Origin of the sequence: Desulfobulbus rhabdoformis, assembly GCF_016919065.1 — a bacterium.
Classification (GTDB): domain Bacteria; phylum Desulfobacterota; class Desulfobulbia; order Desulfobulbales; family Desulfobulbaceae; genus Desulfobulbus; species Desulfobulbus rhabdoformis.
The window spans coordinates 1-13,675 of record NZ_JAFFQA010000044.1 but is presented as its reverse complement, the minus strand read 5'-3'; the positions used below and the strand labels follow the sequence as shown (position 1 = coordinate 13,675).

Annotated in this window: 4 protein-coding genes; 2 read left to right on the top strand and 2 right to left on the bottom strand. The window is 56.5% G+C overall.

The window, feature by feature from the left end; all coding sequences use genetic code 11:
• Positions 1-6: 6 nt before the first annotated feature.
• Together asnB and JWJ90_RS18345 are read left to right on the top strand one after the other, a co-directional pair.
• A complete protein-coding gene (gene asnB, locus JWJ90_RS18350) occupies positions 7-1,878 on the top strand; it encodes an asparagine synthase (glutamine-hydrolyzing) (RefSeq protein WP_205228674.1) in 1,872 nt (623 codons plus the stop codon).
• 44 nt (positions 1,879-1,922) lie between these two features.
• The gene (locus JWJ90_RS18345; protein WP_205228673.1) at positions 1,923-9,215 is read left to right on the top strand and encodes a non-ribosomal peptide synthetase; all 7,293 of its coding nucleotides are present in this window, start codon (positions 1,923-1,925) and stop codon (positions 9,213-9,215) included.
• A gap of 95 nt (positions 9,216-9,310) precedes the next feature.
• On the opposite strand, the gene JWJ90_RS18340 is transcribed toward JWJ90_RS18345, so the two are convergent.
• Both JWJ90_RS18340 and JWJ90_RS18335 read right to left on the bottom strand, forming a co-directional pair.
• Positions 9,311-10,099: a thioesterase II family protein gene (locus JWJ90_RS18340; RefSeq protein WP_205228672.1), complete on the bottom strand. Its 789-nt coding sequence runs from the start codon at positions 10,097-10,099 to the stop codon at positions 9,311-9,313.
• A gap of 52 nt (positions 10,100-10,151) precedes the next feature.
• Entirely contained in the window at positions 10,152-13,229 is a 3,078-nt protein-coding gene (locus JWJ90_RS18335; protein WP_205228671.1) for a serine hydrolase, read from the bottom strand.
• Between the last annotated feature and the right edge of the window lie 446 nt (positions 13,230-13,675).

Below are 13,675 nucleotides of genomic sequence, written 5' to 3'. Positions count from 1 at the left end.
TAGCCTATGTGCGGAATAGCAGGAATTTATCGTCATAGCGGCCTCACGGAGACCGACCAGGAGGTGCTTGGCGCCATGACCGCGGCCCTGGCGCACCGGGGCCCGGATGAGGAAACCTTTTTTCGAGACCAGCAGGTGGGATTAGGATGCCGCAGGCTGTCGATTGTCGATATTGCCCATGGCCATCAGCCTATGCGCTCAAACGATCAGACCATGGTCTCAGTGGCCAACGCTGAAATCTACAACCACCTGGAATTGCGTCAGGAACTCCAGGATAAGGGCGTTTGCTTTCAGACCTCCTGCGACGTTGAGGTCATTCCCCACCTCTACCGGATCGAGGGGACGGACAGCATCGGCCGCCTCAATGGACAATTTGCCCTTGCCGTCTACGATACCCAGCGCGGTACCTTGTTTCTTGGCCGGGATCAAACCGGCATTGCCCCGCTGTTCTGGACCAAAATCAAAGACGGTATTCTCTTTGCTTCGGAGGTAAAAGCCCTTCTCCCCCATCCGGAAACACCGCGCAGGCTCGATCCGGCGGGCCTGGATCAAATCATCACTTTTCCCGGCCTGGTCAGCCCACAGACCATGTTCAAGGATATTCATGCGCTCCCTCCCGGCCACTGGCTGCGCATCCAGGGGGAGCGGATTGATATACAATCCTATTGGGACTACAACTTTCCCCCGGCTGCAGACATGGAAGCGGTGAAGGAAGAGGACCTGCTCGAAGAGCTGGAGGCTGCCCTGACCAGGGCTGTGAGCCGACGGCTGCGCGCCGATGTTCCGGTTGGGCTCTACGTCAGTGGAGGGCTCGACTCCGCCCTGATCGCCACCCTGGCCCATAAGGTCGATCCCACCACTATTCGCGATACCTTTTCCATTGGCTTCAATATCCCCGAGATCGATGAACGGCCCTGGCAGGCACGAATCACGCAAGCCATTGGCTCTCGACACCACGAGGCCATCTTCGACCAGGATCGTATCCTGGCCCACCTGCACGACATTGTCTGGCATGGCGAGACCGTGCTCAAGGAAAGCTATAACGCCTGCACTCTACTCCTGGCCCAACTGGTGCACTCCAGCGATATGCGAGTGGCTCTGACCGGAGAGGGCGCCGACGAATTGTTTGCCGGCTACGTGGGCTACCGTCTTGACGAGACCCGGGCCGACAATGGACTGGAGGAACTGGATGATCTTGAAGCTATGTTGGAAGAGGAAACCCGCGAGCGGTTATGGGGCGATCCTTCATTTTTTTACGAACGTAACTACAACGGCCACGCCGAGATGACCCAGGCCCTGCTCTCTCCGGAATTAGCCGCCAATCGCACCGCATTCGCCGCTCTTGCCCACTCGCCGCTCAACCGTGATCAGCTCAGAGGCCGCAGCCTGGCCCATAAACGGTCCTACATCGATTGTAAACTTCGCCTGGCCGATCATCTCCTGGCAGACCATTCCGATCGTGTCGCTTACGCGGCCCAGGTTGAGGCGCGCTACCCCTTTCTCGATCCGGATGTAATTGCGGTGGCCCGCCGGGTTCCCCAGCACATCATGGTCCAGGGAGGCGAGGAAAAATACCTTCTCAAAAAACTGGGGGCCAAACACCTCCCCGAGGAGCTGGTTCAACGGAGAAAGTTCAGTTTTGTTGCCCATGGCAGCCCGCATCTCTTACGCCAGGGGCATGACTGGGTCATGGATCTCCTCTCTCCGGAACGAATACGTCGACGGGGCATTTTCAACCCGGAAACCGTTGCCAATCTCACTGCGCGCTCCCTGCGACCGGATTTCACCGTAAATCAGACCTATGAGGACGACTACCTGATGATCGTACTCACCACAGAACTGTTGATGGATGCCTTTGGCCTCTCCTCACCCAATTGACATTTCCCGGATATTACGATACCTGCCGATATGGGAGTACCCAAATGACCAACCTTTTTGATGTCCGCCACGCGATTCTTGAACAGGCTGAAAAAAACGGGCAGACCATCGCGATCGACTGCCCGGACGAACAGCTTTCCTATGCCACCCTGGCAGCACGATCCTCTGCCTTGAGCAACCAGCTCTCCTCCTGCTCGCCGGAACCAATCAACAACAAACCGATCGCCATCCTGGCTCCCCGGGGAGGAGGCCACATAACCACACTGCTCGCGGTTGCCCGGTCAGGAGCGGCCTTTATGCCCATAGACCCGCAACTGCCCGAATCACGGATTCTGGCCATGCTCAGGCAGGCAGCTCCGGTAGCGCTTCTTTCTGCAGCCGAAAACGCTGACCTTGCAAAGGAGGTGGCGGGAACTTTGCCGGTTATCACCATCGGCACAGACGAGTCGCCTTCTGGCCATGTTGCGCAACTGCAGCCAAACAGTCCTAGCTACCTCATGTTTACCTCCGGCTCCACGGGAACGCCCAAGGGAATCCTCGGTCGCTTCAAGAGTCTGAATCATTTCATTACCTGGCAAAGCGAGACCTTTGACCTTGGTGCCTCCACGAAATCGGCCCAACTGGCACCGGTTACCTTTGATGTCAGTTTACGCGACATCCTGACTCCGCTTGCTCACGGCGGCACCGTCTGTGTCCCTGACGATGAAATCGCTGGTAATCCACGTCTGCTGGTCCGTTGGCTTGCGGAAAAACAAATCAGCCTGCTCCATTGTGTGCCCACCATCTTTCGCCTCATGACTGATGCGCTTGCCGTGAGCACGAAAGAAAAATCGACCGATCTGAGCGGACTTACTCATATTTTCCTGGCCGGAGAACCACTATTTGGACGTGATATCAAAGCCTGGCGGCAAGTAGCGGGTGACTCGGCCCGCCTCATCAACCTCTATGGTCCCTCCGAGACCACCCTGGCCAAACTCTATCACCCAATCGACGCGCCCGACTCTCTGGATGATGGTCTGCTGCCCATCGGTCGCCCCCTCCCCGACACCGCCGCCTTCATTCTCAAGGGAGACAGGCAGGCCGCAACCGGTGAGATCGGTGAGATCTGTATCCGCACGGCTTACCCATCGCTGGGTTATATCAACGATGCGGCCGCAACCCGAGCCGCCTTTGTCCGCAACCCATTGGGCGAGCAGCAAAACGACATCCTCTACCGGAGCGGCGACCTGGGGCGTAGTCTGCCGGATGGTACGATCGAATGTCTGGGCCGGTTGGATAACCAGGTCAAGATAGCGGGCAACCGGGTCGAAGGAGGCGATGTCGAGGCGGCGGCCCGTACCTGCGCGGGGGTGGATCAATGCGCGGTCATCATTGATCGCAGCAACGCGACGGAACCCTTTTTGATCGGCTACTTCACCATCAAGGGGGCAGCTCCTGCCACCGCTGAGCGGTTGCGTGCGCATTTCGCTGAGATTCTCCCCTCCTACATGATCCCTCGTTTTCTGGTGCAACTCAAGGAGTTGCCGCTGCTGATGAACGGAAAGATCAACCGCCGCGCCCTGCCCAAACCCGACGAACTGATTCATGGCGATGCGGGGCCCACTCCGCCCCAAGGGGAAATGGAGGAGCGCTTGACGCGCATCTGGGCGGCAATCCTTGGTATGGAACGGGTGGGCGTTGAGACTCCTTTTGCGCAGCTGGGGGGCGATTCGCTCAAGGCAATCCAGGTCATCGCCCGAGTACACCTGGAAACAGGTCGTGACATCAGCCTGGCCAACTTTTTTAAATCACCGACCATTCGTGCCCATGCCCAACTCTTGGAAAAGACCGCAGACACGGAGGTTGAGTCGATTCCCCGTTTGCCCGAGGCCGCCCATTATCCGCTCTCCTCATCCCAACGGCGGCTCTGGGCCTTGCAGGAACTGGGAATGAATCCGGTGGCCTATAACCTCACTTTTGGTTTTCAGGCAATGGGGGATCTTGACCTGGATCGGTTGGAGCAGTCCCTGAGCAGTGTTATTGAACGGCATGAAATTCTGCGTACCCGCTTTATCAATGTTCAAGGAGAACCGCGCCAGCAGCCGGTGGCCCACCTGGAGCCTACGTTGGAACGGAAAATCTTCCCCAGCAGCGCCCCCTTTGCGGTGCTTGGCGCCAGGGAACTTGAAAAGGAGCGGCAACGCCCCTTTGATTTAACCTGCGCCCCCCTGATGCGGGTTATCGCAGCCCAGAGCGAGATGCCTGAGGAGCGTATCCTGCTGATCTTTTCCTTCCATCACATCATCTGCGATGGCGAGTCACTCTCCGTCTTTGCAGAGGAACTGGCCCAAGCCTACGCGGCGGGCGGCACTCTCTCCTTGCCGCCCCTTGATTTTCAACACCGCGATATCTCCGCCTGGCAGCAGAAACGTCTCGACACTCCGGAACACCTCGAAGGCTTGACCCGGTATTGGAAAGAAACGCTTGGCCCTATCCCCCCTGTCCTTGATCTTCCCGAAGCACGGCCGCGACCTGCGGTGCAACGTTTTCAGGGGGATACCAGAAAGTTGCGACTGGATTCTCCTTTAAGCGAAAGGTTGCGCCATCTGGCCGAATCCAGGCAGACCACCCTGTTCAATGTTCTCTTGACCGGACTGTTGCTGGTACTGGAGCGCCACTCCGGTCAAAACGATATCGTTGTCGGAACCCCGGTTCTGGGGCGGAACCATCCCCTCCTCCACAACCAGATCGGTTTTTTTGCCAATACCCTGGCCCTGCGCAACCAGGTCGATCTGGCGCAACCCCTCACAGCTCTGCTGAGCCAGGTCACCGAAACCACCAAAAGCGCGCTGGATCACCAGGAATTGCCCTTTGATCAACTGGTGCAGTATTTCGATCTGGACCGCAACCTCTCGCGCAATCCGATCTGCGACCTGCTACTGGTGCTGATGGACAAGCCCCTCTCCGGCATCGAACTTCCCGGGGTCGACATGCAACCCTTTGGCAATGACAGCGAATGGAAATTCAGCCGTTTTGATCTCGTCGTCCATGTCCGCACGGACAATGCGGAAAGGGCCCTCAATCTGGACCTGAACTTTGACAGCGATTTATTCACCGCTTCCCAGGTCGATCGTCTGGGCCAGCACCTTGCACAGGTTTTTGAGCGAATGACCGAGGCCCCCGAGTTACCCGCCAGCCAAATGGACTGCCTCACCGTTGGTGAACGCGCCCTCCACGCCGCCCTGGACCGCGCTGCGGAATCTCTCCCGCCCACAACCATCCCGCAGATGTTCGCGGCCATGGTGGAACAGCACTCCACACACCCGGCGGTCAAGGATAGCTCGCAGATTCTCACCTATCGTCAGCTCTACGACCGCGCCCAGGAAATCGGAGCGGACCTGCTTCGCCGTGGAATGGTAACGGAGGATCGGGTGGCCGTACTCGGTGCCCGCAGGGTTGAGGGTGTGGCCGCTATTCTGGGTATCATGCAGGCTGGTGGCGCCTACGTGCCGCTTGATGAACGCTGGCCGCAGGCACGCATCGATCAGGTGCTCAGGCTCAGTGGCGCCCGCTGGGTTATCTGCACCTCAGAGGAACCGTTTGTCACCCAGGAAAGTGAACTGCTGCCCCTTACTGCGATCAAAGGCGACAGTGGCAGGACGATCAATCATACCTGCCCTCAAGGCTTAGCCTATATTATCTTCACCTCTGGCTCCACCGGAGAACCCAAGGGGGTGATGGTCGAGCATGCCGGTTTTTGCAATATGATCAGCGACCAGATCAGGGGTTTTGGACTGACACCATCCTCCCGTGTCCTTCAGTTTGCCGCCCCTGTTTTCGACGGCGCCCTCTCCGAGATTTTCATGGCCCTGCTCTCCGGTGGACTTCTCGTCCTGACCCGCCAGGAGGTCATTGAAAACACGACAGCTTTCCTAGAGCTTCTCGAGCGTGAAGCCATCACCACCCTCACCCTGCCCCCAAGTTATCTCGGAACCCTGTCCAGCCCCTTGCCCCCATGTCTGCAAACCTTGATAACCGCCGGGGAGGCCGCTCGTCATGAGGACGTCCGTCGTTTTGCCGACTCACTGTGTTATCTCAACGCCTACGGCCCTGCGGAAAACTCGGTCTGCTCCACCTTTCATCGTACCGTCCAAGAGGATGCACAGGCCCACTCAATCCCCATTGGCAAGCCCTTACCCGGGGTCGGGATCAGTCTTATCGATGCCCAGTCACGCCCTGTTCCCCTCGGGGTGCCGGGCGAACTGATCCTTCACGGTGCCGGTCTGGCCCGCGGCTATATCGGGCGGCCAAAGCTGACCCAGCAGACCTTTAGACTGGACCCGCGCCAGCACAATCATCGCACCTATCAAAGCGGTGATTTCTGTCTCCTCAATGAAGATGGCAGCCTCAGCTACGTCGGCAGGCAGGATAACCAGGTAAAAATTGCAGGCCAACGGCTTGAGTTGGCCGATGTCCTCCATGTTTTGCGGCGCGCTCCCGAAGTGGAGGAGGCTGTGGTTTCTGTTTTGGGTGCGCCAGATGCTCCCACCGGGGTTGGCGCCTGGGTGAAAAAACTACCGACCAAAGCCTCCCTTTGGCCCTCGGTGGCGGAATTTTTTGTTTATGATGAAGTGGTTTATGGCTCCATGGCTACGGATAATATTCGCAACGCCCGTTATCTGGAAGGATTCCGCCGCTATCTGCCCGGCACCACGGTTCTGGAGGTGGGCCCCGGCCCCTTTGCCATTCTCTCACGTCTGGCAATCGAAGCGGGAGCGCGTCACGTTTACGCCGTGGAGATCAATCCGGAGGTGGCCCAAAGTGCCCGACGCTGTGTGGCAGAGCATAATCTCCAGGACCGCATCACCATTCTCACTGGTGATGCGGTGGAAACCGCACTTCCGGAAAGGGTTGACTGGTGTATCTCCGAGATTGTCGGTGCCATCGGCGGTTCTGAGGGAGCGGCCGAGATCATCAACAATATCAGGCCACAGCTCGCAGCCCCTGAAAATCTTCTTCCCCGAGCCAGCCTGACCAAGATAGCAGCGGTTGAACTCCCGGCATCAATGCTGGAAACGGGCTTTACCCCACTGGCCCAGGGCTACATCAACCGTATCTTTGAGCAGGTGGGGCGTCCCTTTGATTTACGACTCTGTGTCCGTCATCTGGACCGCAGCAGCATCCTGTCCTCCAGCGACATCTTTGAACACCTGGATTACACCCAGGAAATGGCACTGACCAGTGAACACGAAATTGAGTTGACCTTCCAACGCAGCGGCAGGGTCACGGGGTTTTTGCTCTGGCTCACCCTGGATGTGGGCGCGAATCGGGAAATCGATATTTTAACAGGGTCCTCCAGTTGGCTCCCGGTGTACGCCTCCTTTTCCCTGGACGGCATCACGGTTGCCAAGGGCGATCGCCTGCGGGGTACGGTCCGGCGTTTTCCGGGACGAGACGGTCGCCACCAGGATTACAGAATCGACTGTACCCTGCACACCGCAGACGGAGCCATCCATGCAGTGGTTATGGACCTGCCCCATGTCAGCGACGGTTTTCGCAAAACGCCTCTGCATCACCATCTCTTTGCCGAAGATGGCTCAGCAGCCGAACTTAACGACACCTTCCTCGAAGATGTGCGCAGCTACGCGGCCGAGCAGCTGCCCCGCTACGCTGCCCCGCGCCTGCTCCGTGAAGTTGAGACCATCCCGCTCACCGTGAACGGAAAAATTGCCCTTGATGAGCTGCCCTCATTGCTTATGCCCTCGGTCTCCAGCAGACCGCCTGAGCAAAACCAGGCCCTGCAGGGAACTGCCGAGGTAATTGGTTCGGTGTTTCGCGAGTTGCTCGGCATGGAGCAGATTGAAGCGGACACCTCCTTTTTCGCCGGTGGCGGCGATTCCATCGCAGCGATCAAGGCTGTGGCCCGCTTGGAGGATCTGGGGATCCGCCTGACAGTGGCTGAAATTTTTCGCTATCAGAGTATCGCAGAACTCGCCCGTATCGCCCGCACCATCGAGACCACAGGCTACCGCTCTTTCAGCGGCCCTATGCCCCTGGCCCCCATCCAGCAGTGGTTTCTGCACCAAAATGATTTGCCTGCAGGCAATCATTTCAACCAATCTCTCCTGCTCAGGCTCAAAAAACGTTTTTCACATGAATCAATTGCTGTGGCAGTCGCCCGGTTGCTGGAACAGCATGATGTCCTCCGCGGCCACCTGGCTCTCCACACCAAGACACCTTACTTTGAGGTCCCGGAAAAAATCGCGGATCAGGTGGTTGCCTTCCATGACCTGCGAGGGCTGGACCGTGCTGCCGCAGATCAAAAGGCAGAACGGTTGGCTAATGACGTACACCAAGGATTTGATCTCACGCGCGCTCCCCTCTTTCAGGCGCTGCATTTTCACCGCGATGATGGCGATGCCCTCCTTCTGGTGGCGCACCATATGGTGGTGGATGTGCTCTCCTGGAACATCCTTGCTTCGGATCTGCAACAACTCCTCAATGAACCCGATAGCCCCCTGCCAGCCCGCAGCGCCCCCTATGGGGAAATCACAGCAGCACTTGCTCGTGAGGCGGACTCGCCCGTTACCACCACCGAGCTGCCCTATTGGCGGGAGGTTGCACGCTCTATCACCGTCTGCCCCCTCCCCCGTGCCCAAAACGGCGACAGCCAGGTCAGAGTACACCGCCTTGATCTTGATTCGGAGGCGGTCGCCACACTGCTCGCGTCGACCGGGACAGCACCGGGAGTGCTGCAGGCGTTTTTCTTGCGTGCGATTGCCTCAGCCGCGGCCGAGGCCTTTGGCTGGCCAGGCGCACCCGTTGCCGTGGAGACCAATGGTCGTGAGCTCCCGGCAACCATTCCCCCCTGCGGACAAACCGTGGGCTGGTTTACCCAGATAGTGCCTGTCTGGGTGCCAGCGGATCTGCGGTACGATCCCTTGGCTGATATTCCCCGAAAAGGCATCGGTTTTGGCTTACTGGCCTGGATGCGTTCCGATCATCCGGAGTTACGCTCTGCTGTGGCCCCTATTGCCTTTAATTTTCTGGGACGCCTCGACAGCACCCCCGATGCAACCAACAGTCCCACCACCCCATTCAGCATTGATTGGAATGGCCTGGGCGAACCGCTGCCATTGGCCATGAGGGCGCAGCATCCCATCGCCATTCTTGCCCATTTTGAAGATCAGGGCATGTTTGTCTCAGTCACGATCGATTATGGTGCCATGGAGAAAACAGCGGCAACAACCTTTATGGAGAGCTTTGAGCAGGCGCTGCAGGCCGTCGAAGAGCACCGGCCTGAAAGTGAGGATATTGATATGGAAGCACTTGCCGCCAGCCTGGGGATCACAGGTTGACGATAGTTTTCGTTGTCAAACGCTGGAAGGAGTGATTGTTGCGGCTCTGCCTGGATTGGCGGCAGAGCCGCTCCAGTTTTCGAAAGAAAATTGTATTAGGGCCCAAGCAATCGTTGAGAGACACAATCAAAAACCGCCAAGGAATTATCACGTAGAAAAAGATGCCCCCCCTCAATGGACACGGCCTCAAAACCACCTTTGGTCATCGAGCGCCAGCCGGCCATGGTCTGAGCATCGGCAACTCCGTCCATTGTTCCCGACAGGGCCGTGAGCGGGCAATCAATCGTATCCGCTTTCAGGGGAGGGACGTAGGTCTCCACCAGTTGAAAGTCCGCCCGCAGGACCGGTTCAAACACTTCCCACAACTCGGGGTGTTCATCAAAACAATACCCTGTGGGGTCATAGCCTTTGAGATACTGCTGCATCTGCTCTGAGGATTTATTATGGAGCTTCCACTTGCGCGGCGTCAGCGGTGGGGTTGAGGCGGAGACAAAAAGATGGCAGGGGCCTGGCCTCTCGGCAGCCAGCAGCTTGAGAGTATAGGCATAGGCAATCACTCCCCCCATGGAGTGGCCAAACAGGGCAAAATCCCCGCTCAGCAGAGGGGATATTTCCTGATCAAGCCAGCTGAGCATGGAGTCCATGTCAGCAAGAGGCGCAAGGTGAAAATGTTTGTCCCGCCCGGGTAAGGATACCGGATGAATACGCAATCCTACGCCCGCAGCGTGTAGCCACTGCCGAAACAAGAGGCTACTGGTTCCACCGGCAAAGGGCAGGCAGAACAGGTCAATGGATTGCTGCTCAACAACTCTTTTCAGGGATGGGATATACATATATTCTTTGTTGCTGTTTTGTTTCTTTTTCTTGCTCTGAATATCAGGCATTTACTCACGGAACACATCGAGCCATGCAGGAGCATTCAGCATTTACAGACTATCACGAATCCAGAGGAATACTCAACCACAACATCATCCGCGTTGCGGCGTCGTCCTCACGCAGACTCCCGTCAACACTGAAGTTCAAGTTGACCTTGTTTTGCAACTGATGGCGAAACCCTATCCCCAATCGTGACTCAATCCCGCTGCCATCACGGCCCTCAAGTCGGGCCGTCGCTCCGTCTGGCAGATGATATTGGATATCCGGCGAATTAAGATCGAAATGCTGAAAGATGCCGAGAGAAATCCAGGGATAGCATTGCGCGATCGGCTCATTTTTGGAGAGCGTTGTCGTTACCCCGGCCCGCAAACGTTCGTTGGTATGATCCGCAAAGGTGAACGCTGCATTTTCTGCTATTCCCGTTTCAGTAAATCCCTGTGCCTTACCATGCATATAAACCAGGTCGCCGGTGATATCAGTGGTCCATTCGTCCCCCATGAAAGCCCGGTTCACACTCAGTCCCAGAGTGATAGGCAGTACGTCGTATTTCCCCTTGGCTGTGCCAGCCAGCCCGTCAATGGTCACCTTATTGCTGTAATCGATGTCCCCGTAGCCAATGCTGAAATCGGCCCCGATGTTGTACTCACCAGCTTTTCCTGTACCGTAGAGCCCAAGGCTCTGAACCGAGCTTTCCTGCTCCTCCCCATCCCAATCCACCTGGGCGGTACCGATTGTCGTCGCAAAATTGAGCCCGACAAAGAGATCGCTGCCAAGCGGAAGATCGACCCCCATCATCAAGCCCTCGCTCTGCATGGTGTAGCCGCTGGCCCCATCCTTACTGGAAAAATCGGCGTAGTTCCCCAGAAACATGACAAATGGCCTCATCCCTCGGCTTTCGATCAGGCCCGTATTCGTCCGGTTGATCCGATTCAGGTTGTGATCGGCCCGATCAAGGCTCGTGAGGTACAGCAGATCGCCAGCCGCATCAAAGGGAGCGGGACTGGTCCATGCTGCGACCACTGACGTTGATCCGCTCAGAACTGCACCGGAAACCCGCCCCCTAGTGTTCAACAGCCCGTCGTTATCCAAGAGAGAGCCAAAGCTTCCGAAGAGACCGTTGTCAGCTTCAAGCAACAAGAGACGGGTGTCAGTGGCTGGTCGGGTCCCGGAAAGCTCAAGAGTTGCCCCTTCCAAATAGGCCGTCCCCGTATCCACGACGGGAATACCTTCTGATTCCTGTTCAACCACCTTTAACTTGTCGGCTGTGGCAGAGCTGCCATCTATCTCCATTTGCAGGGTAGAACCGAATCCATTGTAAGTGCTTACAGTCAGCACACCCACGGAATTTCCCGGAGCGACGGTACCGCCGCTTAGCAGCCCGTTAACGATTCCGGAACCGTTCAGGATGGCGTCCGGGCCCAAAAAAATATCGCCATTCACAGTACCGTTGGCAGTTATTCGGTCAAGGCCTTGAGTCAGAGCGATTCCCCCCGTAACCGAACCAGTCGGATTGACAATAATGGTATCATTGGAGATGCCACTGCCGTCAAGGGCTCTTGTTGCGTATCCGATAGCGTTTAACTGGCCGCTGATATCAACTGTATTTTGGCTCCCGCCAAGCTGCAGCGCTGTTGAGCCGTTGCCGATGGATTCCACAATACCATTTTCCTTGATAGTGACCGTTCCATCGTTCACACTCAGAGCGGTGACCTCTGCTCCATACACGGTGAGGGTGGGAATGGGCTCTGAAAACTCAAGGGATGTATTGGTCCAGAAACTTCCGGAGGCCTCTATATTGACATTTCCTGAACCGGTTATACCAAAGGGGGTAACCGTGGTGCCGGTACAGGTGGCATTGGCTCCCCCGACACAGCTTCCACCGTTGACAGTGGCCGCAGTCAAGGTCATGATCGAGCGCTCAAGACCATAATAGAGATCGGTGATAGAACTTGCAGGAAGCGTTCGATCATCGGGCACGGAGAGGAAGGTGTTAACATCGCCAACGATGAAAAGATTGGCATCCGGAAACTGAAACATCAGTGTTTGTACCCCGCTGATCTCCCCCCCATGGCCCAGAGTGGCCTGGCCCGTAGTGGCGCTGGTGCTCCCATAAATTGCCATGCCGTACCCGGCCTCAGAGCCAGCCACATTGCCGTTTAAATCTGTGGTCCATTGCAAGCGTTCGGCAAAAATCTCTGGAGAGAGGGTCCCATTGGCGTTGGTGGTGAGTTCGATGAGCCAGTCAAGCTGATCGTGGACCGTTGAGATCATTGCTCCCGCCGTATTGGGGATGACAGGACTCGGGTGAGTAAAGTCGGTGAGCACACCGTATTGGTTCCAGGTGGCATTGGTATGGGCACCATCATAGGTGGTTCCGGTGGGATAGGTCGTTTCAGAAAGCCCCAGAGGCGTCAATATTTCCTGCTGAAGAATTTCGTCAAAGCTCCGGCAACCAGAGGCCGAAGCGCAGCTGGCCTTTTCGAGGATCATGCCCAGCAGGAGAAAATTCGTATTGGAATATTGAAAAGTGGAGGTGTCCCCGGGGGGCATGGTTTGCTCCAAGGTTAGCGCCGCTGCGACCAGTTGACTGGGGGTGAGATCGTAGCGACCATTAGCCGCATTCCAACTATCGAGAATAGTCTGACCGGGATTATTGGGATCACTAGCGTTGAGGTATTCGGCTATTCCCGATCGTTGGGAAATCAAGTCGCGAATTGTAATCTGCTCACGCAGTGCCTGATTCATGACTGTCAAATCCGGCAACCAGGTGTCAATGGTCTGTTCCAGATCCAGTATACCGGCATCCACATATTTGAGAACCAATGTCCCGGTATAAGTCTTGGTCTGCGAACCTATATGGAAACGATCATCCAAGGTAAGGGGTCGTCCGCCCTCACTGGCACTCTCCGGCCCTGTGACACCGCTGGCACCAAACCAACGGCTGCCGTCGGGAAACTGTACCCCGGCAGTGGCCCCATAGACACCACTCTTTCCGACCAGAGCATCAAGAGTGACTTGACTGAGGGCCCCATAATCGGCGGCATCCGTCGCCCACCCCACTGTGGGATTCAATACAGACAGCAGTGCCAGCGATGCAACCATGACTCCAGGAAAAAAACGTTTTCGATCTATCGACATACCTTTGCTCCTTGGAAAATGGATGAACCCAAATGTGCCTTTGTTTTCTAGGGAATCTTGAATAATTGCTTTTTCTCCCAATCTCGCGGAGTCTGCGCTTACCTCGTTATGCGAAAAATTTTATCCTCGGAGGTAAACGAAGACTCCGATATCATGTCCGTGAATGCGGGTGGTCACTGATTCAGGTTCTCTAAAGTACTGTTCTGTAAACACCGTCGAGAGGCAAAAAACGGAAAGGTGTTTTGAAAGCCTCTTGCGAGGCCACCATCACTCGCGCAAATTCGCGAAGGAGGCGACAATGGGTTTTCCTTCATCGAACGTAACTACTCACCCCTATTCTTCGGCATCAGGCAGAGTTCCTGCCAATGCCAACTGGATAGCGACAAGAGGATTGATCCCCTGGCTTGCCATGGTCTGCAGGTAGCTTGAAATCCTACAGTAAGCCT